Genomic DNA, 23,324 nt, shown 5'->3' on the forward strand with positions numbered 1-23,324 from the left:
CTCATTCAGTCGTCGGAAGGGGGTTCGTCGTCGTGATCCCACGCCGATTCCGCCTCGGGCGGGGCGAAGTCGCGCGCCTCGGGGTCGTCGGGTTCGGCGGTGGCGGCGGCGGGGGTGAGCGGCAGGCCGTAATCGTCGGCGCCGGCATCGCGCACCGCCTCGATCGTCGCGCCCGGAAAGGCGGCGAGGATGGCCTGCACCAGCGGATGGCCGCGCGCGGCCTCGCGCCGGTCGGTCTCGGCGCTGCGGCCCTGTTCGGCGAGCGTCGGCTCGCCCTCCTCGTTGCTGACGGTGACGGTCCAGCGCGCGCCGGTGCGTTCGGCCAGCAGCGCGCTGAGTTGCGCGGCGAGGTCGCGCGGGGCCGAGGGGCGCGGGCGGATCTCGACACGCCCGGGCGAGACGCGCACGGGATGGACGTCGTGCAGCAGATGCGCGTGCAGCAGCGGCTTCACGCCGGAGGCGAGCGCCACCACCTCGCGCCATTCGCGCGGCTGCGGCGCGGCCGGGGCGGCGGCCGGCGCGGCGGAGGCGACGGCGCCGCCGCCCGCCATGGCGCGCAGCCCGGAACCGCCGCCGGCGGGCGCGGGGCGCGGCGCGGCCTCGCCGCCGCCGTCCTGCGTCAGCCGCTTCACGATCTCGCCCGGCGTCGGCAGGTCGGCCACATGCGCGAGGCGGATCAGCACCATCTCGGCCGCCGCGCGCCGGTCCACGCCTTCCTGCTGCACCTCGGCGATGCCCTTGAGCAGCATCTGCCAGGCGCGGCCGAGCACCGGCACCGAAAGCCGCATCGCCAGCGCCGCGCCGCGCGTGCGTTCCGCCTCCGGCAGCGACAGGTCGTCCTTGAGCGCGGGCGCGGCGCGGAAGCGCGTCAGCAGATGCGTCAGTTCCGCGAGGTCCTGCAGCACGCTCAGCGGATCCGCGCCCACCTCGTGCGTGCGGTCGAGGATGGCGAGCGCGGCGGCGATATCCCCGCCCATCACCGCCTCCATCAGGTCGAAGACCATGAAGCGGTCGGCGAGGCCGAGCATGTCGCGCACGCCCTCGGCCGTGACCTTGCCCCCGCCCGCGAGCCCGATCGCCTGATCCAGCAGCGAGAGCCCGTCGCGCACCGAGCCGTCCGCCGCGCGCGCGACCATGCCGAGCGCCTCGGGCTCGGCCTCGACCGCCTCCTTCTTCGCGATGCGGGCGAAATGCGCGCGCAGCATCTCGACCGGCACGCGGCGCAGCGAGAAGACCTGGCAGCGGCTGCGGATGGTGACCGGCACCTTGCGCAGCTCCGTCGTCGCCAGGATGAAGGTGACCGAGGGCGGCGGTTCCTCCAGCGACTTCAGCAGCGCGTTGAAGGCCTGGTCGGTCAGCATGTGGACCTCGTCCAGGATGAACACCTTCTGGCGTCCCTGGGCGGGGCGGAAGCGCAGGGCTTCCCTCAGTTCCCGGACATCGTCGATGCCACGGTTGGAGGCGGCGTCCATCTCCACCACGTCCGGGTGGCGGTCGGCCAGGATCGCCTTGCATTCGGGGCAGACGCCGCAGGGGTCGGCGGTGGGGCCGCCGGTGCCGTCGGGGCCGATGCAGTTCAGCGCGCGGGCGATGATGCGCGCGGTGGTGGTCTTGCCCACGCCGCGCACGCCGGTCAGCAGGAAGGCGTGATGCACGCGGCCCTGCGCGAAGGCGTTGCGCAGGGTGCGGACCAGGGCTTCCTGGCCGATCAGGTCGTCGAAATGCGTCGGGCGGTATTTGCGCGCCAGGACCCGGTAGGGGCCGGACGGCGCGGCGACCGCCTTGGGCGCGGGCGGCGGGGCGGCGGCCGGCGCGGGCTCCCCGAACAGGCCCGGGCCTTCGGGCGGCGGGGGCTCGGGCAGGCCGTCCTCGGGCGCCGCGTCGGTCTCGTGCGATGCGGGGGAGCCGAGAAGGTCGGAAGCCATGCTGTCCCTGGGGCGGCGCGGCCGCTCCGGGCCGGGGTGGCGAGACGGGGTGGAAGGCCGGCAAGCGACCCGGGCGAGAACCCGTTACGGCTGCTTCCTTCCGGACCTGACCGGGTTGGCGGGGAGCCCGTCCGCCGCCGACCTTCCAAGGGCATCATATCATGCGCGGCACCCCGCGCGCCAATGGGGGGTGGCACCCGGCGCGGCGCGGGCCGCGGGCACCCCCGATGGACGGGCGCGGGGCCGCGTGGCAGGGTCCGCGGCCCATGCTGTCCATCCCCGCCAGCCGTCCCAACGCCTATACCTGCAGCCCGCTCGACCGCGCCGCCGACCGGCGGGAGGATGCCGGCTTCATCGCCGCCGCGCTGACCCACCCGGACACGCTCTTCGTCCCCGTCTGGCGGGCGCGCAGCCTGATGAAGGGCGTCGCGGAGGGGCACCCGGAAGCCGTGCTGCTGACCGGCGAGGCCGCCGAGGCGGTGCGCATGGCCGACGGCCCCTGGGCCTTCCTCGGCCTGTGGGAGGGCCGCCCGGTCTTCGCGGTGGATTGCTCCCACGCCGACGACCCGCTGCCGCTGCTGCCCGAGGGCATGGGCGCCTTCACCGACCTCCGCCAGGTCGCGGGGCTGCTGCCGCCGGGCGAGGCGGCGGTGCTCGCCCATGCCCGCGGCCTGATGCACTGGCGCGTGAAGCACCGCTTCTGCGGCGTCTGCGGCAGCCGCTGCGAGCCGCGCTCCGCCGGGCATGTCATGGTCTGCCAGGGTTGCGGCGCGCAGCACTTCCCGCGCACCGACCCCGCCGTGATCATGCTGGTGGTGCGCGAGGACGCCTGCCTGCTCGGCCATTCGCACCGCTTCCCCAACGTGACCATGTATTCGACGCTGGCCGGCTTCGTGGAACCGGGCGAGAGCCTGGAGGAGGCGGTGCGGCGGGAGGTGATGGAGGAAGCCGGCATCGCCGTCGGGCGTGTGCAGTATCACTCCTCCCAGCCCTGGCCCTTCCCCTCCTCCATCATGCTCGGCTTTCACGCCGAGGCGCTGTCGGAGGAGATCCGGATAGACCCCGAGGAACTCAAGGATGCGCGCTGGTTCACGCGGGCCCAGATCCGCGACCACCAGGCGCTCGGCTTCTCCCTGCCGCGCGCCGATTCGATCGCGCGCCGGCTGATCGAGGACTGGCTGCACGCATGATCCGCTCCCTCGCCCTCCTCGCCGCCATCGCCCTCGCCGCCTGCGAACAGGGCGGGGTGTGGGACAGCCTGCCGCGCGACGACAGCCCGGACGGGCGCGCCTGCCGCGAGGAGGCGGCCCGCGACCCCGAGGTGCGCCGCATCGCCAGCGCCCAGACGGGCGGGGTCAATCCCACGCAGGATGCGCGGGTGCGCCAGGAACTGATGGACGCGCTGCCGCGCGCCTGGAACGCCTGCATGCTGCGGCGCGGCGCGGCGCCGGCCGGCGGCGTCGAGCCGCTGCGCCGCCGCACCTTCTGATACCCTGCGGGCAAAGCAGGATCTGGTTCCGCGCGCGGCCGCCCCACCAGCCCCGCGCCATACCAGCGTGTGAAGGGTTTGACCTTTCCCCCGCTGGAATCAGGCGCGGCGCGCGCGGCTTCGGCCGCCCTCCGCCCGGGACCAGCCTTCCTTCCCGCGGTCGCATCCCCGGGCCTTGCGCCCGGCGGCATCAGCCCGCGCGCAGTTGCGGATTGTCGAAATCCGGCCGGCGCGCGGCGGCCAGCGCCTCGGCCAGCGCGCGGCGCAGCGCCGCCTTCTCCTCCGCCGTCAGGTGGCGGCCGATCTCCACGCTGCGGCCGCGGCTTTCCAGCAGCAGCACGCCGGCATGGGCCGGATTCTCCTGGTGCACCGCGCGCGCCCAGTAGGGGTCGAGGCCGATCTCCTCCCGCCGCCCGCGCGCATCGGTGCGCGTGATGCTGAGGCGCCCCGGCGTCAGCATCACCACCTCGACCGTCCGGGCCGAGCGCCGCGCATGCAGCGCCACCAGCGCCAGCACGAAGCCGACCTCGAGGCCCAGGATCGGCAGCACCGGCCAAGCCCCGAGCACCAGGAACAGCAGCGCGACCACCCCCCCGGCCAGGCCGAGCAGCCCCGCCAGCACCCGGAAGGCGCGGGGCGTGAGCGACCGCGGCGGGGTGCAGACGGCCTGGAACAGGACGGGCTCGGCTGGGGCTGCCATCGCCGCCGAACATAGGCCAGGATCGCGCCGAGACCAGCCATGCCATCCGCCAAGACCCGCCCGCCCAGGCCCGACCACGGCTCGGCCCGCACCCCGCGCCGCGCCCGGCTGATGCCGCCCGCCCAGGCCGAGGCCTTCATCCGCGCCCTCGCCACCGCCAACCCGGCGCCGCAGACCGAGCTGATCTACCACGACCCCTTCACCCTGCTGGTCGCCGTGGTCCTTTCCGCGCAGACGACGGATGCGGCGGTGAACCGCTGCACCCCCGCCCTCTTCGCCGCCGCGCCCACGCCCGCCGCCATGGCCGCGCTGGGGGCCGAGGGCATCGGCCCCTACATCCGCTCCATCGGGCTGTGGCAGGCCAAGGCGCGGAACGTCGCGGCCCTCTCGCGCGAACTGGTCGAGAAGCACGGCGGCGCCGTGCCGGCCGACCGCGAGGCGCTGGAAGCCCTGCCCGGCGTCGGCCGCAAGACCGCCAATGTCGTGCTCAACGTCGCCTTCGGGCAGTCCACCATGGCGGTGGACACGCACATCTTCCGCCTGGGCAACCGCTGCGGCCTCGCGCCCGGCAAGACGCCGCGCGAGGTGGAGGAGCGCCTCGTCAAGCGCTGCCCGCCCGAGCTGCTGCGCGACGCGCATCACTGGCTGATCCTGCACGGGCGCTACGTGTGCAAGGCGCGCGCGCCGGAATGCTGGCGCTGCGTCGCGCGCGCCTTCTGCAACTACCGCGACAAGGTGCTAGCCCCGCCCGCGTGATGCAGGCAGGCGGCCGCGCTCGGAACCGAATCCTTGCGGACGAAGGCCGATCCTTTGTCCGCAGGGTATCAGGCCCCCGCCTCCTCCACGATGCGGCCATCCTCCATCGCCACCACCCGGTCGGCGATGTCGAGGATGCGCGGGTCGTGCGTGACCATCAGGATCGGCGTGCCGCGGGACTTCGCCATGTCGCGCAGCAGATGCGCGACCTCCGCGCCCGAGACCTTGTCGAGCGCGGCCGTCGGCTCGTCCGCCAGCACGAGGCCGGGGCACGCGACCAGCGCGCGCGCGATCGCCACGCGCTGCCGCTGCCCGCCCGAAAGTCGCGCCGGCGGCTTGTCCTCGTGCCCCTCGAGCCCGACAGCGGCGAGCATCTCGCCCGCCCGGCGCAGCCTCTCGCGCTCGGGCATCGCCGCCTCGATCTCGAGCGCCATCGCGACATTCTGCCGCGCGGTGAGGAAGCCGAGCAGGTTGTGGTTCTGGAAGATGAAGCCGATCGAACGACGCAGCCGCACGCGCTCGCGCTCGGACGCGCCCATCAACTCCCGCCCGAGCACGCGGCAGGATCCCTCCTGCATCGCCCGCAAGGCACCGATCAGCGTCAGCAGCGTGGTCTTGCCCGAACCCGAAGGGCCGGTCAGCAACACCACCTCGCCCGCACGCACATGCAACGCCACGTCCCGCAGGACAGGCCGCCGCAACTCACCCTCGCCATACGCATAGCCGAGGCCGGAAATGCGGATGGGGTCGGTCATGGCGCGGCTCGCGGAGAGGGGCTTCGCCCCCCTCCGGACCTCCCCCCACCGGAGGCCGAAGGGCCTCTGGAAACCACGGATTGGGCGGCGGGACGGAGGGGCGTGGAACGACCGCATGGCACAGCGCGCGCGCGGTGCCCCTCCGTCCTGCCGCCCAAGTATCGGGTTCCAAGGGCCTTTCGGCCCTTGGCGGGTGGGGTCCGGGGAGGGCAGTGCCCTCCCCGGAAGCCGCGCGCGCCGACCCGCATCAGAACATGTCCGCCGGGCTGGCGTCGCGCAGTTTGCGCATGGCGAGCAGGCCTGCGGCGGCGCACATGCCGAAGATCAGCGCGAAGACCATGGCGGCGCGTTCGAGGGTCATGGAGAGCGGCAGGAAGGTCGCCCCTGCCACCACGTCGTAGAGCCAGACGCAGAGTGCCGCCCCTGGCAGGAAGCCGATCACGGCGAGGATCAGCGCCGCGGCCATCACCACGCGGGAGAGGTAGCCGTTGGAGTAGCCGATCGCCTTCAGCGTCGCGTATTCGCGCAGGTGGTTGGCGATGTCGCTGAACAGGATCTGGTAGACGATCACCATGCCCACGATCAGCCCCATCACCGAGCCGAAGGCGAAGATGAAGCCGATGGGCGTCGCCGTCTCCCAGTAGTGGCGTTCGTGGGCGACGAGTTCGGCGTGCGTCAGCACCGTCACGTCGGGCGGCAGGATCTCGCGCAGGCGGGCCTGGGCGGCGGCGATGTCGGCGCCGGGGTGCAGGCGGATGGCGACGAGGTCGGTGTTGCTCGCCTGGCGTTCGCGCACCATGCGGCGGAAGTTCACCTCGCTCATCACGAGGTTGCCGTCGGCCCCGAAGGAGGGGCCGATGGAGACGAGGCCCACCACCTCCACCATGCGGTTGCCGACCTGCACCTCGAAGGGGCCGCGCTCGGCGAAGAGGCGCGCGACATCCCCGAATTCGGGGCGCGAGCGGAGGTCGAAGCCGACCGCGTCCACGCGCCGCAGGGCGGGCGCGAAGGCGGCGAGCCCTTCGAAGCTCATTGCCCCGGCCTCGACGTCGAAGCCGATCATCTGGATGGCGCGGCGGGATCCGTCCTCCGGGTTCCGCCAGGTGGATTGCGCGAGATAGACGGGCACCGCCTGCGCCACCTCGGGCAGCGCGAGCGCCTGGTGGGCGCGCGCGCGCGGCAGCGGCTCGGGTCGGAAGGAGGCGGTGGTCAGCGGGTTCATCAGGAAGAGTTCCGCCTCCATCGCCGCGAGCAGGCGCGTCGCGCTGTCGAACAGCGCCGAGCGGAAGCCGAGCTGCATGAACACCAGCACCGCGGCGAACATCACCCCGGCCATGGCCGAGAACAGGCGCGCGCGCTCGGCCCGCAACTGCCGCCAGGCGAGGCGGGCGGGCAGCAGCGCCCAGGCGAGCGGGCCCGGCCCGCTGCGCCGCGGCGGCGGTTCCTGCGCCGGGGTTGCCTCGCCCGTGTTCTCGGGCGCCCAGGGCAGCAGCCCCGCCTTCGTCACCGCGTTCATGGCCGGATCGCCACCTGCACCTGCATGTTGGAGCGCCGGCGCAGCGCCTCGCTGCCCGCCTCGTCGAGGGACAAACGCACCTCGACCGTCCGGCTATCCACCGCCGCGACGGGATCGGTGTTGGCCTGGGTCTGGCGGCGCACGGTCCAGCCGATCTCGCGCACCGTCGCGGCGAAGCGGCGGCCCTCGCCCGGCACCAGCACCTCGGCCTGGGCGCCGGGGCGCAGGCGGGGCAGGTCGGTCTCGTAGACATCGGCCACCACGTCCATGCGCGTCAGGTCCGCGATCTCGAGAAGCCCCTCGCTGCCGACCTGGTCGCCGGGCCGGGCCATGATGCGCAGGATGGTGCCGGCGAAGGGCGCGCGCACGCGCGAGAGGGCGGCATCCGCCTCGGCCTTGGCGAGCGCGGCCTCCGCCGCGGCGAGCCGCGCCTCGGCGAGCGCGATGTCCTCGGGGCGCGAGGTGAGCAGGCTGTCGAGTTCCGCCTCCGCCTGGCGGCGCTCGGCGGCGAGGCGGAGGGCGGTGGCGCGCGCGCGGTCGGCCGCGGCCACGGCGCCGGCGCCGGTCGGCACCAGGCGGTCGGCGCGCTCGGCCTCGCGCTGCGCGAGATCCTCCTGCGCGGCGAGGGCGGCGATGCGCGCGCGCTGCGCCGCGATCTCGGAGGGCCGCGCGGCGGCTCGGATGCGCGCGAGGCTGGCGCGTGCCTCGGCCACCGCCGCGCGCGCCTGCGCCACCGCGGCATCCTTCTGCGGCGCATCGGCGAATTCGGCGAGCAGCGCGCCCTCGGCCACCGTCTCGCCCTCGGTCACGAGGAGGCGGTCGAGGCGCGTCACCGCCATCCCGCCAGGCTGGTTGAGGGTGCGGATGCGCGAGGCGGGCTCGACGCGGCCGAGCGCGCCGACGCCGACCGGCCCGGCGGGCTGCGCGGCCGCCGGAGCGGGCGCGCGCTCGGCGCCGCCATGGGTCAGGGCGGCATAGCCGCCGCCCAGCACGCCGAGCACCATGAGGCCGAGCGACAGGCGCAGCCGGCGCGTCACGGCGCGGCCTCCAGCAGCGCCTCGAGCGTCGCGCGCAGCGCCGCGCGCTCGGCCTCGGTGTGGTGGTAGAGGCCGAAGACATGGGCCATGAACAGCCCGTCCGTGGAGGTCAGGATCGCCAGCGCCGCGCCTGCCGGGGTGCCGTCGGCCAGCAGTTGCGCCTTGATGCGCGACGTCACCGCGCGCATCGGGTCGAGCAGCGCCGGGTCGTGGTGGAAGGCCGCGAGGCAGACGGCGGCGGTGCGGTCCAGCGGCTCGCTGCCGGGCGAGGTCTCCTCCTCGCCGAAGGCCCAGGCGATCATGGCGCGGGCGACCCGGCCGCGCCCCTCGGGCTGGCGGGCCACGCAGCCGTCGAAACTCTCCGCCATGAAGGCCGCGAGGCGGTCGAGCATCCCGCCGATCAGCGCCTCCTTGGAGGCGAAGTGGTAGAGCAGCCCGCCCTTGGAGACGCCGGCCTCGCGCGCCGCGGATTCGAGCGTCAGGCCGTTCACGCCACGCGCCTGCACGATGCGCTCGGCCGCGTCGAGGATGCGGGTGCGGACATCGGGGGGCGGGGCGGGGGCGTCCATGGCGGCGCGCATATGTACCGTCCGGACGGTACAGTCAATGTTCCGGTGGCGCGCCGGACCCTCGCGGGCGGGCAGATGGCGGCGTGCGGGGGCAGGCCCGCGGGATCGGCGGACTCCAGGCGGCTGGAACGTGCTCTAGTCTGGCGACGGAACAACCCGGAGGAACGCCATGTCCGACGCCATCGGCCGCCGCGCCGCGCTGCTGGCCGCGCCCGCCCTGCTCGCCGCCACGGGCGCGCAGGCCCAGCCCTGGCAGGGCCGGACCATGCGCTTCGTGGTGGGTTTCGCCGCCGGCGGCGCGAACGACATCATGGCGCGGCTGCTCGCGCAGAAACTCTCCGAGCGCCTCGGCGGGGCCAGCATCATCGTCGAGAACCGGCCCGGCGGCAGCACCATCGTCGCCGCCGACCACGTCGCGCGCGCCGCGCCGGACGGCACGACCTTCTTCTACACCTCGCCCTCGACGCTGCTTGCCATCCTGGTCAACCGGACCACCGCGCTCGATCCGCTGCAGGCCTTCGCGCCCGTCTTCCTCGCGCAGAACGCGCCGCTCGCGCTGATCAGCAGGCCGGATTTCCCGGCGCGCACGGTGCCCGAGTTCCTCGCGCTCGCGCGCGAGCGGCAGGGGCGGCTGACCGTCTCGCATCCCGGCACCGGCGCGATCAACCACCTCGCGATGATCCTGCTGATGCGGCGGACCGGCATCGAGGTCACCTTCGTGCCCTATACCGGCAACCAGCCCTCCATCACCGCGCTGATGCGGGGCGAGGTGGACGTGGCGCATGACGGGCTCTTCACCCCGCGCGCGCAACTCCAGGCGGGCACGCTGCGCGCCATCGCGGTGACGAGCGCCGAGCGCGTCGCCGCCTGGCCCGACGTGCCCAGCTTCGCCGAGACGGTGCCGGGCTATGCCGTGAGTTTCTGGGGCGGGCTGCTCGCGCCGCGCGGCACGCCGGAGCCGCTGCTCGACCGGCTGAACGCCGAGCTCAACGCCGTCATCCGCGAGCCCGACATCATCGAGCGGATCCGCGGCTTCGGCGCGGTGCCGGCCGGCGGCGACCGCGCCGCCTATGCCCGCGTGCTGGAGGAGGACTGGGCGCGCTGGGGCCAGGTGGTGCGGGAGAACGACATCCGCCCGGGCTGACTACAGCCCGAGCATTCCGGCCGCCTCGGCCACCGCCGCCTCCAGCGCGCCCTCGGCGAAGGGCGAGACGAGCCCCGCCGAGGCGACCAGCCCCTGGAAGGGCATGGACCCGCCGCGCCCGCACAGCGCGACATAGGCGTCGAGCGCCGCGCGCGCGTCGCGCCGCGACCACACCCAGAACTGCAGCGCGACGCACAGCGCCAGCGTGTAGTCGATGTAGTAGAAGGGCGAGGTGTAGATGTGCTGCTTCGCCTGCCAGCGGCCGCCCTTCGCGGGATACGCAAGGTCGCCGTAGTCCGTCCAGGGCATGTAGAGCCGCTCGAGCCTCTGCCACATGGCGTGGCGTTCGGCGGGGCTCGCCTCGGGGTTGGCGTGGACCTCGTGCTGGAAATGGTCCACGCAGACGCCATAGGGCAGGAAGGCGAGCGCGTTCGTCAGGTGCATCCGCCGGTAGCGCTCGGCCGCATCCTCGCCCACCAGCAGCCCCATATGCGGGTGCGTGAGGTATTCGAGGGCCATGGAGTGGATCTCGGCAGCCTCCATGGTCGGCCAGAGATAGTCCACGCCGGGAAGGTGGCGGCTTTCCCAGCACTGGAAGGCGTGGCCCATCTCGTGCGTGAAGACGCCGATGTCGCCGTGCGTGCCGTTGAAGTTGGCGAAGATGAAGGGCGCGCCCGCATTCGGGAAGGCGGTGCAGAAGCCGCCGCCCGCCTTGCCCGGCCGGTTCTTCAGGTCGAGGAAACCGCCCTGCCGCATCGTGGCGTAGAAGGAGGCGAGGCGCGAATCCATGCGCGCGAACATCTCCTGCGCGGCCGCCACCAGCGTCTCGTGATCGCCGGCGGGCCTCGGGTTGCCGGCGGGGTCGATCAGCGCCTCGTCCCAGAACATCAGCCGGTCCCAGCCATGCGTGGCGCGGCGCCGTTCGAGGATGCGCGCGACCAGCGGCGTGACGTGCCGCGCCACCGCCTCGCGATAGCGCGCGACCTCCGCCGGGCCGTAGTCGAGCCGCCGCATCCGGCGATAGGCCATCGGCGTGAAGGTGGCGTCGCCCAGCTTGCGCGCCATGCCCGTGCGCAGCCGCACCAGCGCGTCGTAGATCGCGTCCAGCTCCTCGCCATGGGCGGCGAACCAGGCCCAGCGCGCGGCCTCGGCCTCGTGGCGCAGCGCGCGGTCGGGATCCTCGGCGAAGGGCGCGAGGCCCGCGAGATTCACCTCCCGCCCGCGCACCGTCACGCGCGCGCGGGCCAGCAGCTTCGTGTAGCGGGCGGCGAGGCGGCTCTCCTCCTCGGTGTCGGCGGCGATGACGGGGTCGAAGGCGGTGATGTCGGTCTGCCACAGCGCGAGCGCATGCGCGCCGGCGAGCGCCGCGAGCCCCGCGCGGTCCGGTTCGGCCAGCAGCCGCCGCTTCAGCGCCGTCTCGTGCGTCGCGGCCTCGGGCGCGAGCGCATCGGCGTATTCGCGATCGGCCACCGCGGCGGGGTCCGTCGTGTCCTGTGCGAAGCGCAGATGCACCAGCGCCGACCACGTCTCCCAGTCGCGCCGCGCGGCGTCCCAGGCCGCGAGCGCGCCCGCGCGGTCGCCGGCATCGAGCCGCGCCGCCACCGCCGCATGCGCGGCCGCGAGCGACTCCCTGTCCGGGCGCGGCGCTGCGATGTCGGCGAAGCGAAGGGTCATGGCGGCATCTATCCGGTGATGCGCCCACCTCGCGCGACCGCGCGCGCAGCGTCAAGCGCGCGCATGCCGCGCGGTGTCGGGCGCGCCGATGGCGCACTTTGTCAGGCGCGCCGATGGCGCGACGCGCCGCCGCGCGGCAGAGTGCCGCCGCGAAGACCGCGGAGCCCGCCATGCCACGCCTGATGTCCACGCTCGCCCTCGCGGGGCTGCTGCGCGAATCCGCCTCCGCGCTCGAGGCCGCGCTGGGCGCTCCGGTGCGGATGGACCCCGCCCCCACCAAGGCGCTGGAGGCGCGCATCCGCGAGGGCGAGCGCGCCGACGCCGCAGTGCTGACGGCCGAATCCGTCGCCGCCCTCGTCGCCGATGCGGTGCTCGATGGCCGAACGGCGCGGCCGCTCGCGCATTCGCGCATCGGCCTCGCGGTGAAGGCCGGGGCGACGCACCCGGATATCGGCAGCGTCGAGGCCCTGCGCCGCCTGCTGCTGGAGGTGCCCTCGCTCTGCTACTCGCGCGCCGGCGCATCCGGCATCTTCTTCGCCGGGCTGATCGAGCGCCTGGGCATCGCGGCCGAGGTGAACGCCAAGGCCCTGGTGATCCCGCAGGGCTTCACGGCGGAACGGCTCGTCGCCGGGGAGGCCGCGATCGCCATCCAGCAGGTCAGCGAACTGATGGAGGTGCCCGGCATCGAGGTGGTCGGGCCGCTGCCCGAGGGCGCGCAGACCATCGCCGTCTTCGCGGGCGCCGCCTTCCTGGGCGCGGCGGAGGGCGCCGCGCTGCTCGATGCGGTGGCGCGGCTGTGCACGCCGGAGCGGCTCGCGGCGAAGGGGCTGGAGGCGCCCCACGGCGCGGAAGGGCTCCCGCGATGGCGATGACAGGCGCGGCGCGGCGAGGGCGCTTCCGATGCCAGCCGGGCAAAGGGTTGTCCTTTGCCCGCTCGGTATCAGCCCATGGTCCCGCGCGTGGTCGCCACGCCAGCGCCGCCCGCCGGCATCACGCCTCCGCCGTGCCGAGCCGCTGCATCAGCCCGGCGTCGCGCGCGTAGAAGTCCGGGCGGAACTGGATCGTCCCGTCATCGTCGAGGAAGGCGGTGTGGTAGGTGACGAAGACCGGCACCGGGCGCGGCAGCCTGGTGCGGATCGTGCTGCCATCCGCGATCTTCTCGTCGATCGCCTCGATCGGCTGGCGCATGAGCAGCGCCGCCAGCTCGCGCGGGTTCTCGACGCGGATGCACCCGCGGCTCATCTGCCGGTTGCCGCGGCTGAAGACGAAGCGGTCCGGCGTGTCGTGCAGATAGACATCGAAGGGGTTCGGCATGTCGAACAGGATGTAGCCGAGCCCCGCCGTGGGCCCGGGCAGCTGCTCGACCTCGCCATTGGGGCGCATGACCATGTTGTTGCGCGCGAGGTAGTCGGGGTCGCGCGCGATGCGCGGCAGGATCTCCGCCTCGACGATGTCCCGCGGCACGATCCAGGGCGGGTTGAAGAAGCTCGCCTCGATCAGCGCGTCGAATTCCGGGCTCTGGTTGCGCTCGTTCACCTCGCCGACCACGACGCGCGTGGTGAAGACCGGCTCCCCGCCGCGATAGAACACCAGCCGCTGGTTCGGGATGTTCACCCACACGCGCTCGGGCGGCAGGCGGCGCGGCAGCCAGCGCTCCCGCTCCATGTTCACCTTGAGGCTGCGGATCCGCTCCGCCGCCGCCGCGGCCGCCGCGCGCCCCACCGCTGGGCGGCGCGGGGCGAGCAGCATCGCCCGCAGCGCGAGGTAGGTCGGCGTCTGCGGCGCCAGCGCCTCGATCCCCTCGGCCGGGTCGGGGCGCCAGAGCGCGTCGTGCAGCGCCTCGGCCACGTCCACCGTGCCGGGCTGCAGCGCCTCGAAGGGCTTCCGCCGCCCGGGGGGCACGGCGCCATGCGCCAGCGCGTCGGCATAGGAGAGCGCGGCGCCGGTCAGCAGGATCTCGCGCCGCAAGGGCGAGAAGGTCTCGATCCTGCGGAGCTGCGGGGCGTGGAAGGCCTCGGGGTCGAGCCCGTGGGCGCCGGCGCGCAGCACCGTCTCGACCACGGCCTGGGCCTCCGCCTCGCGGCTGGCCCAGACCGGCCGGTAGCCCCGCCGCCCGTAGAAGCGCCGCAGCGCGTCGAGGTCGAGCGCCTTGCCGCCGACGCGGATCTCCCGCGCGCCTTCCAGGATATGGGCCAGTTCGCCATCGTTGCGCGGCGCCAGCACTGCGGGCGCCGGGCGCGGCGGAGGCGCCCCGGCGCAGGCGCCGAGCCCGAGCGTCGCGCCCAGCGCGGCGGCGCCTTGCAGCAGCGCACGGCGCCGCGGCGCGGGGGATGCGTCCGGCGCGCCCACCCCCCGGCCTTCCGCCCCCGTCGCGTCACCCCGCCCGCTCACCACGTCCTCTCCTTGAAACCCCGCGGCCTTGGCGAAAGGCCGTTTGACACACATGTGAGAATCTCGCTTCACTTTGCATGTGTCCATGCACGACCGACGTCCCTGTATGGCGATGCAAGACACGATGGAGATGATCAAGATGCGCGCTGGTTCCAAGATGACCTCCCGCCCCGGGCTGCGCCGGCCGTCCGCCGTGTTCGCCCTGCTGGCCCCCCTCCTGCTGCTCGCCGCGACGGCCTGCGCGCCGGAGCCGCCGCCGCCGGCGCCCGCCCCGGTCGCGCCGGCCCCGGCCCCGGTGCCCCCCGCGCGCGGCTGACCCTGATCAGGCGGCGGGGCATGCCCCGCCGCCGCCAGCCCTGCGCGTCGTCCGCGTCGCGGACGAGCAGCCCGCCGTCACCGCGCGGGTAACGTCGTCTTGCGCGCCGGGGCGCGCGGACGCCTCGATGCGAGACCGATCCCATCGAGCCGGGCGGCCAAGCGCCGCACCAACCTTGCTCTGCTTGTCAGCCCTGTCTCAGCCGCCGGGCGATGACCTTGCCGGAGACCGGCACGATCAGGTCGTAATGGTCGGCCTGGGTCACATCCAGGATCTGCCGGGGCCTGTAGGCGACGACATTGGTCCCGCCGCGATGGCGCAGGCTGTCATAGACGATGCCTGACCGCCCTGAGGCCCGCACCGTTTCCCCGAAGGCCTGCGAGGCGGCGTAGCTCGCCGGCGCGTAGAGGTCGGGCCGGCTGTCCCGCGCGCCGCGGAGATCGACATGATCCGCCCCGGCCAGGCGGCAGGTGTAGCAGCGGAAGGTGCGGCGGGCCTCGGTCATGGCGCGCGCCACCGCCTCGCGGCGGAGGTGGTGCGCCACCTCGGCGATCGCCGTGGTCAGGGCCGCTGCCGCATACCAGGCGCCGAGCCCGGGGCCGTTGAAGCGGCCGCCGCCCGGGGCGGCGTGCAGGAAGGCGGCCATGACCACGCTGGCATTCGGCCGGCCGAAGACCCAGTCCTCGCGCGGCAGCCGCGCCAGGCGCTCCGCGACCAGGCGGTCATTCGTCCAGCCCTCGAGCTCCATCACCGCCGCGAGGTCCTCCGCGCTCGCCACGCGCTCGAAGGCGGAGACGGGCGGGAAGCGCGAGGGGATGAGCCGCCAGGCGGGCGACGGCGCCGCGGTGCCGCGCTCCCCGCTCACGCCAGCACGATGTCCTCGTCGGCCAGCGGCGGGATCTCGGCGTCCGCCGGGCCCGGCGGCATGAACAGGCCGCCGCGCGCGGCGTCGAGGAAACGGCGCACCAGCATCAGCCCGTCCTGCGTGCCGCCGAGGATCAGCGCGAGCGGCGGCTGGCCGCCGAAGGGCGGGGCGGCATGGGGCTCGCGCAGCCAGCGCACGCCCTCGGCCTCGGTCGCGAACAGGATGCTCAGCGCCTTGTGGATGCCGAGCACCGCCGAGATGCGCAGCAGCGTGTCGGCGGGCAGGGTGAAGGCGCCGCCCGCCCGCGCCCCGCGGAGCCAGCCGTAATAGGTGGAGCGGGAGGGCAGGCCGAGAACCAGCAGCCGGTCCTGCTCGCCGAGCCCCCAGAGGTCGGCGATAGCGGCGAAGCTGCGCATGGCGGGCCCGCTGAGGCGCCGGCGGTTGGCCGGGGCGAAGCGCGCCGCATCGAGCGGCGGCGGGCTGACGGGCACCTGATCCGGCGACGGGCGAGGGATCATGGAACCACCTCCGCTTCGGAACATGACGTCCGGATCCGGACTTTTCAAGCGCGGCGTGGCGCCATGCTTGCGCCCGCCCCGCGCGCCTGCGAATCGCTGCGCATGACGCCCATCGAGCGCGCCCTGCGCGAAGCCGAGGCCGCCGCCGCGCGCGGCGAGGTGCCGGTCGGCGCCGTCGTCACCGATGCCTCCGGCGCGGTGCTCGCCGCCGCGGGCAACGAGGTCGAGGCCAGGAACGACCCCACCGCCCATGCCGAGATCCTGGCGCTGCGCGAGGCCGCGCGCCGCCTCGGCTCCCCCCGCCTGCCCGGCTGCACGCTGACCGTCACGCTGGAGCCGTGCCCGATGTGCGCCCAGGCGGCCTCCTTCTTCCGGGTCAAGCGGATCGTCTTCGGCGCCTATGACCCGAAGGGCGGCGGCATCGAGCACGGGGCGCGGGTGCTTGCCGCCCCCTCCTGCCACCATGCGCCGGAGGTGGTGGGCGGGCTGCGCGAATCGGAGTGCGCGGCGCTGCTGCGCGCCTTCTTCGCGGCGCGGCGTTGACCGGGCGCGCGCTCTCCCCCTTCATCCCGGCCCGACACCAGCCAGGGGCGCCCCATGCGTGAGGTCATCGGCAACGAGCTGCTCGACGGCAGCGACCACGAATTCGTGGTGAATCTCTACACGGTGATCCTGAACCGCTGGCCGGACGAGGAGGGGTATCGCCACCACCTCGGCAAGCTGGAGAGCCGGCCCGACAGCCGCCGCCAGATCATCGAGGAGATCGCCGGCAGCCCGGAGGCGCGCAACCTCGGCGTCGTGCTGCGCTGGACGGAGGGCGGCGGCCCGGCGCCCGCACGCGCCTCCGCAGGCGGCGACATCGCCGCCGCCCTCGCGGCGCTGCGGGAGGCCGCGCCGTCCATGGACCCCGCGGCGCTGGCCGAGGCGCAGCGGCTGCTGGCCGAGACGCTCGCCGCGCTGGCCGCGCAGCAGGCGCGCGCCATCGAGGCGCTGGCCACGCGCCAGGGGTAGCGCGGCGCCCGAGGCGCGCGGCCGCCCCGCCAGCCCCGCGCGATGCGGGAAGCGGAGCGGCAGGCCCCCCGATCGTCCAGGCCCGGACCCGCCGCGCGGGCCGGGCCGTCCCTCATGGCAGGTTCAGCATGACGCGGTGCGCCGCGACCGGCGTGCCCTGCGGCAGGCGCGGCCTGAGCCGGGCCGAGAGCAGATGCACGCCCGGATGGCCCTTGGCCTCGGGCAGGTCCGCAGCGGCTTCGGCCAGCGGCCCGTCCTCGCCGCAGAAGCCCGCGAGCCAGGCGTTCAGCGCCCGCGCCGCCGCGGCCGCTCCCCGCCCGCGCCGCAATTCCTGCCGCCCGCGCAGGGCGAGCGCATGCAGGAACCGCCCGGCGCCGAGCACCCAGGGCAGCCGCGCGGCCAGCGCGGCATCCGCCGTCGCGCCGGGCGCGTGGAAGCGCGGCGGGCGGTGCAGGCTCGGCGCCAGCAGCACCGCGGCGCGATCCGGCCCGCGCGGCACCAGCAGCGTCAGCCCGAGCGCGGCGAGGCTTACCTCCTGGCCCTCGGCGGGGTCGCATTCGGTCGGCAGGCTGCCGAGGGGCGGCAGGCCGGTTTCGGTGCCCTCCTCGCCGCCCTCGATACCGGGGGCCCAGCCCTCGCGGCGGAAGGCGGCGGCGATGCGCGCGGCCAGCACCCAGCCGCCGCCGGCCCAGCGCGGCGCGCCCTCCCCCGCCGAGGCCAGCACCCGCGGCGCGACGAGGCAGAGGAAGCGCGCCTCCTCGCTCTCGCGCAGGGACCGCCAGGCGATGTGGCGCGGGCCGTCATGCGCGCGGGCGAGGTCCTTGCGCCCCGGCAGCGCGCCCCAGCCGGGCAGGTCGAGCAGCGCCGGCGCGGCATGGGCGATGACCGGGACGAAGCCCGCCGCACCCGCCGCGGCGAGGCCGCGCAGCGCCTGCACGTCCTCCGCCTCGGCGGCGAAGTCCATGTCGGCGAGCAGCAGGCCGAAGGGCGTGCCGGAGCCCATCCCCTCGTGCCAGAGCAGGGCGCAGAGGTCCGAATCCTCCGGGTCCTGCACGGCGCGCTGGTCGCGCACCAGTTCCCGCTTCGTCAGCGGCAGGATCCTGACGAGGCACGGCGCCTCCCGCTGCTGCCCGACGAGGCGGTGCAGCGAGCGCCAGGCGGCCTCCAGCGCGACGAAGCGCGGGTGGTTGCGGATCGCCGCGAGGGTCAGCGCGATCATCGCGTCGAGCCTGCGCAGCGCCTCGGCCTCCCCGCCGCGCGCGGGGGCGGGGCGTGCCGCCTCGGTCGCGGCGAGCACGGCGGCGAGCGGATCCTCGGGCGTCCCGGTCATGGCGGCCTCCGATGCGGCGCGGGGCAGGCTAGCCCGTTTCCCGCGCCCGGCGCAGCCGGGACCGGCGCCGGCTTGACGGCGGCGCGCCGCGGGGCTGCATGGGCGGCACGTGCGCGCCGACCTCACCCTTCTCCCGCTGCTCGCCCTGGCCGGTTTCGCCGCGGGCGGCGGCATGCGGCTGATGGACCCCCTGCTGCCGCTGCTCGCCGCCGATTTCCGCGTGGGCGTGGCGGCGGTGGCGCCGGTCGTGGCCGGCTTCAGCCTGGCCTACGGGGCGGGGCAGCTCATTACCGGGCCGCTCGGGGACCGCTACGGCAAGCTGCGCGTCGCGGCGATCGCGCTGCTGCTCTACGGTCTCGGGCTGGCGGCTTCGGCGGCGGCCTGGGACCTGTCCTCGATGATCGTGCTGCGCACCGCCACCGGCCTTGTGGCGGGGGCGGTGATTCCGCTCGCCATCGCCTGGATCGGCGACGCCGTGCCCTATGCCGAGCGGCAGGCGACGATCGGGCGGTTCCTCACCGGCATGGTGATGGCGCAGCTCCTGGTCGGGCCGCTCTCGGGCGTGGTGGCGGAGGTGGCGGGCTGGCGCGCCTCCTTCCTGCTGCTCGCGGCGATGGCGCTGCTGGTCGGGGGGCTGATGGTCCGCCGCGCGCCGGCGGAGGCGGCGGCGGGACGCGGGCGCGGGCTCGGCCTCGGGCAGTATCTCGTGCTGCTGCGCGCGCCGGCGGGGCGGCGGCTGATGGCGGCGGCGGCGCTCGACGGCGCGGCGCTGTTCGGCGGCGCCTTTCCCTTCGTGGGCGCCTTCCTGATCGAACGCTTCGGGCTCTCGCCGGGGAGGGCGGGGCTGGTGGTGGCGGGATTCGGGCTGGGCGCCTTCCTCTACACGCGCCTCGCGAAGCGGCTGGTGGCGTGGCTCGGGGAGAGGGGGCTTGTCGCCGCGGGCGGGGCGGGGCTGGCGGTCGCGCTCGCCGGCACGGCCGCCGCGCCGGGCTGGTGGGCGGTGGCGCTGCTGCAGGTGCCGATGGGCTGCGCCTTCTACATGTTCCACGGCGTGCTGCAGGCCCGCGCGAGCGAGGCGCTCCCGGAGGCGCGCGCGACCGCCGTCTCGGCCTTCGCGATGGCGCTGTTCCTCGGGCAGAGCCTCGGGGCGCTCGCCTTCGGCGCGGTGCTGCACGCCGCGGGCTACGGCGCGGTCTTCGCCGGGGCGGCGGTGCTCACGGCCTGGCTCGCGGCCTGGCTGGCGCGGATGCCGGCGCGCTGAGGCGGCGGCCGGGGGCGCGGTCAGGCCGCGCCGGGTTCCTCCTCGCCCTCCTCGATGATCGCCGCCTTCAGCTGCTCGGTGCTGATCAGCAGGATCTTGCGGTGGTCGAGGATCTGCGGCGCCTGGTGCTGGAGTTCCTCCCACCGCTCCTCCACCGCGTCGAGCGCGGCGTCGAGGTCGGGGAAGGTCTCGATCTCGGGCGCGGCGCCGGAAGCGCGCCAGCGCAGGTGGACGGGGCCCTGGGGGGTCATCGGATCGGCTCTGCCCGTTTTGCTGTTGAACCAAAGGCCGGCTGGCCCGGCGCGGGGGCAGATAGGCGCGAACCGGCCCGATTGGCCAGGGGGTGCCGCAGCGCAGCATGTTTCATCGGGCTGTCACAGACACAGCCGCCGTGCTTGTCTAATCCGCAGCCGAGACCCCCGATCTCGGAACAGGGAGAAAGCCGGAGATGATTCGACGCCTCTTTGGATTGCTGGCGCTGGCGCTGATGGGCGCGCCCGCCGCGGCGACGGCGCAGCAGGCGCAGGATTGCCCGCGCGGCACGCTCGATGCCCGCTATTGCGACCGCGACGGTGACCTCGTCGCCGATACCCCGACCGACCCGCGCCAGCAGGTGGACCCTCCGGTGCTGATCTTCGCCTACACGCCGGTCGAGGATCCGGCGGTCTATCGCGCGGTGTGGCAGGAGTTCCTCGACCATCTCGCGCGGACCACCGGCAAGCGCGTGCAGTTCTTCGCCGTGCAGTCCAATGCCGCGCAGATCGAGGCGATGCGCGCCGGCCGCCTGCACGTGGCGGGCTTCAACACCGGCTCGACGCCGCTCGCGGTCAACTGCGCGGGCTTCGTGCCCATCACCATGATGGCCAGCCGCACCGGCGAATACGGCTACACCATGGACATCATCGTGCAGGCTGACGGCCCGATCCAGCGCATGGAGGATCTGCGCGGGCGGCTCGTCGCCTTCACGGCGCAGACCTCGAATTCCGGCTTCAAGGCGCCCTCGGCGCTGCTCGAGCGGCAGTTCGGCCTGGTCGCCGACCGCGACTTCCGCGCCGCCTTCTCCGGCCGGCACGACAACTCGATCATCGGCGTCGCGAACCGCGACTACGACGCCGCGGCCATCGCGAACTCGGTGCTGACCCGCATGGTCGCGCGCAACGCGGTGGACCCTGCTCGGCTGCGCACGATCTACCGCTCCGAGCCCTTCCCGACCACCGCCTACGGGCATGCGCACAACCTCGCGCCGGCGCTCGCGGCCAATGTCCGCCGCGCCTTCGAGACCTTCAACTGGGAAGGCACGGCCCTGCTGCGTGAGTTCGAGAAGAACGTCCCGCCGGCCCAGAGCTTCATGCCCATCACCTACCGCCAGCACTGGAACGTGGTGCGGCAGATCGATGAGGCCATGAACGTCCGCTACACCTGCCGCTGAACCGCGAAGTAAGGAACGACAGCGATGCTTCGCCGCCTGATCCTCGCCGCGGCCTGCGGCCTCGGCCTCTCCGTCCCCGCCTTCGCGCAGGCGCCCCAGGACTGCCCGCGCGGCGCGCTCGATGCGCGCTTCTGCGACCGCGATGGCGACCTCGTCGCCGACACGCCGACCGACCCGCGCCAGCAGGTGGACCCCGCCGTGCTGGTCTTCGCCTACACCCCGGTCGAGGACCCGGCGATGTACCGCTCGGTCTTCGACGGGTTCCTCGCGCATCTCTCGCGCCTGACCGGCAAGCGCACGCAGTTCTTCGCGGTGCAGAACAACGCCGCGCAGATCGAGGCGATGCGCGCTGGGCGGCTGCACATCGCCGGCTTCAACACCGGCGGCACGCCGCTCGCGGTGAACTGCGCGGGCTTCGTGCCCTTCGCCGTGATGGCGAGCAATGACGGGCAGTTCGGCTACGAGATGGAAGTGATCGTGCGCGCGGACGGCCCGATCCAGCGCATGGAGGATCTGCGCGGGCGCACGCTCGCCTTCACCTCGCAGACCTCGAACTCGGGCTTCCGCGCCCCGCAGGTGCTGCTGCGCGACCAGTTCAACATGCTGGCCGACCGCGACTTCCGCACCGCCTTCTCGGGCAGCCACCAGAACAGCGTGATCGGTGTCGCCAACCGCGACTACGACGCGGCGGCCATCGCCAACGAGGTGATGGCGCGCATGATCGCGCGCAACGTCGTGCGCGCCGACCAGTTCCGCACCATCTACAAGAGCGCGACCTTCCCCACCACCGGCTACGGCCTCGCGCACAACCTCACGCCCGCGCTGCAGGAACGCATCCGCGAGGCCTTCTTCACCTTCCCCTGGGAGGGCTCGGCGCTCGCGCGCGAGTTCGGCAACGCGGTGCCGCCGATGCAGAAGTTCCTGCCCATCACCTACCGCGAGCACTGGGAGGTGGTGCGCCAGGTGGATGCGGCGCTCGGCGTCCAGTACCGTTGCCAGTGACGTGAAGGGGGCCGCGCGCACGATGCTGCTCACTCTCTCGGGGCTGACCAAGCGCTACCCGACAGGGGATCTCGCGCTGAAGGGCGTGAACCTCGAAGTGCCGAAGGGCCAGGTGATGGCGCTGATCGGCCCTTCCGGGGCGGGCAAGTCCACGCTGATCCGCTGCGTGAACCGGCTCGTGGAGCCGACCTCGGGCAGCGTCGTGCTCGACGGGACGGAGATCACCGGCCTCGGCGCCGCCGCGCTCAGGCGCGCGCGGCGGCGCATGGGCATGATCTTCCAGGAATACGCGCTGGTCGAGCGCCTGACGGTCATGGAGAACGTGCTCTCCGGCCGGCTCGGCTATGTCGGCTTCTGGTCCTCCTGGTTCCGCCGCTTTCCCCGCCGCGACGTGGAGGAGGCCTTCCGCCTGCTCCACCGCGTCGGCCTCGACCACATGGTGGACAAGCGCGCCGATGCGCTCTCGGGCGGGCAGCGGCAGCGCGTGGGCATCGTGCGGGCGCTGATGCAGGACCCGCAACTGCTGCTGGTGGACGAGCCGACCGCGAGCCTCGATCCCAAGACCTCGCGCCAGATCATGCGGCTGATCCTCGAACTGTGCGAGGAGCGGGGGCTCGCCGCCATCATCAACATCCACGACGTGGCGCTGGCGCAGCAGTTCGCGCGCCGCATCGTCGGCCTGCGCGCGGGCGAGATCGTCTTCGACGGCCCGGCCACCGAACTCACGCCCGAGGTGCTGACCACCATCTACGGCGAGGAGGACTGGTCCCAGACCATCCGCGCCGTCGAGGAGGACGAGGAAGAGGCCGTCCCGGCATGAGTGCGACGGCCTTCGACGCCGCCGCCGCCGCGCGCGCCTGGCGGCCGCCGCCGCTGATCGCCTCGCCGCTGCTGCGCTACGCCATCTATGGCGGGGCGCTGCTCTACGCGCTGCTCGCGGTCGGCACGCTCGAGGTCAACTGGGCCCGCGCGGCCGAGGGGCTCGAGCGCGGCGCGCGCTTCATCGCCGGCTTCTTCCCGCCCGATTTCGTGACCAAGCGGCACGACATCATGGAAGGCCTGATGGAGAGCCTGACCATGACGGTCGTCTCCACCGTCATCGGCGTGGCGCTGTCCATCCCCGTGGCGGTGGGGGCGGCGCGCAACCTGGCGCCGCTGCCCATCTACCTCTTCTGCCGCGCCATCATCGCCATCAGCCGCACCTTCCAGGAGATCATCATCGCCATCGTCTTCGTGGCGATGGTGGGCTTCGGGCCGCTCGCGGGGATGCTGACGCTCTCCTTCGCGACCATCGGCTTCATGGCGAAGCTGATCGCCGAGGACATCGAGGACATCGCCGAGGAACAGGCCGAGGCGGTGCGCGCGACCGGCGCCTCCTGGTTCCAGCTCCTGGCCTGGGGGATCCTGCCGCAGGTCAAGCCGCGGCTGATCGGGCTTTCGGCCTACCGCCTCGACATCAACTTCCGCGAGAGCGCGGTGCTCGGCCTCGTGGGCGCGGGCGGCATCGGGGACACGCTGAACACCGCCTTCGACCGCTACGAGTTCGACACCGCCGCGGCGATCCTGATCGTCATCATCGCGATCGTGCTCGCGGCCGAATACTCCTCCTCCTGGATCCGGCGGAAGGTGCAGTGAG

The 23,324-nt window shown here is 74.1% G+C and carries 25 protein-coding genes and 1 other RNA gene; 13 read left to right on the top strand and 13 right to left on the bottom strand.

Annotation, left to right across the window (positions count from 1 at the left end; genetic code table 11):
- Positions 1 to 5: 5 nt before the first annotated feature.
- Together FHS88_RS02915 and ffs are read right to left on the bottom strand one after the other, a co-directional pair.
- The gene (locus tag FHS88_RS02915) at positions 6 to 1,925 is read right to left on the bottom strand and encodes a DNA polymerase III subunit gamma/tau (protein WP_184481093.1); all 1,920 of its coding nucleotides are present in this window, start codon (positions 1,923 to 1,925) and stop codon (positions 6 to 8) included.
- 51 nt (positions 1,926 to 1,976) lie between these two features.
- Positions 1,977 to 2,069: signal recognition particle sRNA small type (gene ffs, locus FHS88_RS02920), an RNA gene on the bottom strand.
- Positions 2,070 to 2,191: 122 nt separating this feature from the next.
- Between ffs and nudC the strand changes: the two genes are divergently transcribed.
- Together nudC and FHS88_RS02930 are read left to right on the top strand one after the other, a co-directional pair.
- Positions 2,192 to 3,115: an NAD(+) diphosphatase gene (gene nudC, locus FHS88_RS02925; RefSeq protein ID WP_184481095.1), complete on the top strand. Its 924-nt coding sequence runs from the start codon at positions 2,192 to 2,194 to the stop codon at positions 3,113 to 3,115.
- Positions 3,112 to 3,414 carry a hypothetical protein gene (locus tag FHS88_RS02930; RefSeq protein ID WP_184481097.1) on the top strand — a complete coding sequence of 101 codons (303 nt, stop codon included), beginning with the start codon at positions 3,112 to 3,114 and terminating at the stop codon, positions 3,412 to 3,414. The genes nudC and FHS88_RS02930 overlap by 4 nt, the downstream gene beginning before the upstream one ends.
- Before the next feature lie 190 nt (positions 3,415 to 3,604).
- Here FHS88_RS02930 and FHS88_RS02935 read toward each other — a convergent pair whose 3' ends face one another.
- Positions 3,605 to 4,114, bottom strand: a complete 510-nt coding sequence (locus FHS88_RS02935) for a DUF2244 domain-containing protein (RefSeq protein WP_184481099.1) — start codon at positions 4,112 to 4,114, stop codon at positions 3,605 to 3,607.
- Positions 4,115 to 4,225: 111 nt separating this feature from the next.
- Between FHS88_RS02935 and nth the strand changes: the two genes are divergently transcribed.
- Positions 4,226 to 4,870, top strand: coding sequence for an endonuclease III (gene nth, locus FHS88_RS02940; RefSeq protein WP_246419389.1), 645 nt, complete (start codon positions 4,226 to 4,228; stop codon positions 4,868 to 4,870).
- Between the two features lie 68 nt (positions 4,871 to 4,938).
- Here nth and FHS88_RS02945 read toward each other — a convergent pair whose 3' ends face one another.
- The 4 genes from FHS88_RS02945 to FHS88_RS02960 form a co-directional block, all read right to left on the bottom strand.
- Complete coding sequence (locus FHS88_RS02945) at positions 4,939 to 5,625, bottom strand: ATP-binding cassette domain-containing protein (RefSeq protein ID WP_184481101.1); 687 nt, start codon at positions 5,623 to 5,625, stop codon at positions 4,939 to 4,941.
- 247 nt (positions 5,626 to 5,872) lie between these two features.
- Positions 5,873 to 7,141, bottom strand: coding sequence for an ABC transporter permease DevC (gene devC, locus FHS88_RS02950; RefSeq protein WP_184481103.1), 1,269 nt, complete (start codon positions 7,139 to 7,141; stop codon positions 5,873 to 5,875).
- On the bottom strand, positions 7,138 to 8,178 hold the full coding sequence (locus tag FHS88_RS02955) for an efflux RND transporter periplasmic adaptor subunit (protein WP_184481105.1): 1,041 nt from the start codon (positions 8,176 to 8,178) through the stop codon (positions 7,138 to 7,140). Before FHS88_RS02955 ends, devC begins: the two co-directional genes overlap by 4 nt.
- Positions 8,175 to 8,747, bottom strand: coding sequence for a TetR/AcrR family transcriptional regulator (locus tag FHS88_RS02960; RefSeq protein ID WP_184481107.1), 573 nt, complete (start codon positions 8,745 to 8,747; stop codon positions 8,175 to 8,177). Before FHS88_RS02960 ends, FHS88_RS02955 begins: the two co-directional genes overlap by 4 nt.
- A 169-nt stretch (positions 8,748 to 8,916) precedes the next feature.
- On the opposite strand from FHS88_RS02960, the gene FHS88_RS02965 reads away from it, so the two are divergent.
- A complete protein-coding gene (locus tag FHS88_RS02965; protein WP_184481108.1) occupies positions 8,917 to 9,891 on the top strand; it encodes a Bug family tripartite tricarboxylate transporter substrate binding protein in 975 nt (324 codons plus the stop codon).
- Here FHS88_RS02965 and FHS88_RS02970 read toward each other — a convergent pair whose 3' ends face one another.
- The gene (locus FHS88_RS02970) at positions 9,892 to 11,565 is read right to left on the bottom strand and encodes a M3 family oligoendopeptidase (protein ID WP_184481110.1); all 1,674 of its coding nucleotides are present in this window, start codon (positions 11,563 to 11,565) and stop codon (positions 9,892 to 9,894) included.
- Positions 11,566 to 11,747: 182 nt separating this feature from the next.
- On the opposite strand from FHS88_RS02970, the gene FHS88_RS02975 reads away from it, so the two are divergent.
- Positions 11,748 to 12,437, top strand: a complete 690-nt coding sequence (locus tag FHS88_RS02975; RefSeq protein WP_184481112.1) for a substrate-binding domain-containing protein — start codon at positions 11,748 to 11,750, stop codon at positions 12,435 to 12,437.
- 118 nt (positions 12,438 to 12,555) lie between these two features.
- Here the strand turns inward: FHS88_RS02975 and FHS88_RS02980 are convergent, their stop codons facing one another.
- The gene (locus FHS88_RS02980; RefSeq protein WP_184481114.1) at positions 12,556 to 13,956 is read right to left on the bottom strand and encodes a L,D-transpeptidase scaffold domain-containing protein; all 1,401 of its coding nucleotides are present in this window, start codon (positions 13,954 to 13,956) and stop codon (positions 12,556 to 12,558) included.
- A gap of 139 nt (positions 13,957 to 14,095) precedes the next feature.
- Between FHS88_RS02980 and FHS88_RS02985 the strand changes: the two genes are divergently transcribed.
- A complete protein-coding gene (locus FHS88_RS02985) occupies positions 14,096 to 14,272 on the top strand; it encodes a hypothetical protein (RefSeq protein ID WP_184481116.1) in 177 nt (58 codons plus the stop codon).
- 187 nt (positions 14,273 to 14,459) lie between these two features.
- Here FHS88_RS02985 and FHS88_RS02990 read toward each other — a convergent pair whose 3' ends face one another.
- A complete protein-coding gene (locus FHS88_RS02990; RefSeq protein ID WP_184481118.1) occupies positions 14,460 to 15,137 on the bottom strand; it encodes an RES domain-containing protein in 678 nt (225 codons plus the stop codon).
- Positions 15,134 to 15,655: an MbcA/ParS/Xre antitoxin family protein gene (locus FHS88_RS02995; RefSeq protein WP_184481120.1), complete on the bottom strand. Its 522-nt coding sequence runs from the start codon at positions 15,653 to 15,655 to the stop codon at positions 15,134 to 15,136. The genes FHS88_RS02990 and FHS88_RS02995 overlap by 4 nt, the downstream gene beginning before the upstream one ends.
- A 102-nt stretch (positions 15,656 to 15,757) precedes the next feature.
- On the opposite strand from FHS88_RS02995, the gene FHS88_RS03000 reads away from it, so the two are divergent.
- Positions 15,758 to 16,198, top strand: a complete 441-nt coding sequence (locus FHS88_RS03000; RefSeq protein WP_184481122.1) for a nucleoside deaminase — start codon at positions 15,758 to 15,760, stop codon at positions 16,196 to 16,198.
- A 54-nt stretch (positions 16,199 to 16,252) separates the two neighbouring features.
- On the top strand, positions 16,253 to 16,666 hold the full coding sequence (locus FHS88_RS03005) for a DUF4214 domain-containing protein (RefSeq protein ID WP_184481124.1): 414 nt from the start codon (positions 16,253 to 16,255) through the stop codon (positions 16,664 to 16,666).
- 112 nt (positions 16,667 to 16,778) lie between these two features.
- Here the strand turns inward: FHS88_RS03005 and FHS88_RS03010 are convergent, their stop codons facing one another.
- Complete coding sequence (locus tag FHS88_RS03010; protein ID WP_184481126.1) at positions 16,779 to 17,996, bottom strand: type VI secretion system contractile sheath domain-containing protein; 1,218 nt, start codon at positions 17,994 to 17,996, stop codon at positions 16,779 to 16,781.
- A gap of 109 nt (positions 17,997 to 18,105) precedes the next feature.
- On the opposite strand from FHS88_RS03010, the gene FHS88_RS03015 reads away from it, so the two are divergent.
- Positions 18,106 to 19,257: an MFS transporter gene (locus FHS88_RS03015; protein ID WP_184481128.1), complete on the top strand. Its 1,152-nt coding sequence runs from the start codon at positions 18,106 to 18,108 to the stop codon at positions 19,255 to 19,257.
- Positions 19,258 to 19,277: 20 nt separating this feature from the next.
- On the opposite strand, the gene FHS88_RS03020 is transcribed toward FHS88_RS03015, so the two are convergent.
- Entirely contained in the window at positions 19,278 to 19,508 is a 231-nt protein-coding gene (locus FHS88_RS03020; RefSeq protein ID WP_184481130.1) for a hypothetical protein, read from the bottom strand.
- Between the two features lie 197 nt (positions 19,509 to 19,705).
- Here FHS88_RS03020 and phnD (FHS88_RS03025) point away from each other — a divergent pair, with 197 nt between their 5' ends.
- From phnD (FHS88_RS03025) to phnE, 4 genes are read left to right on the top strand one after another with little or no spacing between them, the layout of a single operon-like run.
- Positions 19,706 to 20,686: a phosphate/phosphite/phosphonate ABC transporter substrate-binding protein gene (gene phnD / locus FHS88_RS03025; RefSeq protein WP_184481132.1), complete on the top strand. Its 981-nt coding sequence runs from the start codon at positions 19,706 to 19,708 to the stop codon at positions 20,684 to 20,686.
- Positions 20,687 to 20,710: 24 nt separating this feature from the next.
- Positions 20,711 to 21,688 carry a phosphate/phosphite/phosphonate ABC transporter substrate-binding protein gene (gene phnD, locus FHS88_RS03030; protein ID WP_184481134.1) on the top strand — a complete coding sequence of 326 codons (978 nt, stop codon included), beginning with the start codon at positions 20,711 to 20,713 and terminating at the stop codon, positions 21,686 to 21,688.
- A gap of 22 nt (positions 21,689 to 21,710) precedes the next feature.
- Complete coding sequence (gene phnC / locus FHS88_RS03035; RefSeq protein WP_211842638.1) at positions 21,711 to 22,508, top strand: phosphonate ABC transporter ATP-binding protein; 798 nt, start codon at positions 21,711 to 21,713, stop codon at positions 22,506 to 22,508.
- Positions 22,505 to 23,323, top strand: a complete 819-nt coding sequence (phnE, locus tag FHS88_RS03040) for a phosphonate ABC transporter, permease protein PhnE (protein WP_184481137.1) — start codon at positions 22,505 to 22,507, stop codon at positions 23,321 to 23,323. The genes phnC and phnE overlap by 4 nt, the downstream gene beginning before the upstream one ends.
- Position 23,324: the final 1 nt, after the last annotated feature.

The organism is Neoroseomonas alkaliterrae, assembly GCF_014199195.1.
GTDB lineage: Bacteria > Pseudomonadota > Alphaproteobacteria > Acetobacterales > Acetobacteraceae > Neoroseomonas > Neoroseomonas alkaliterrae.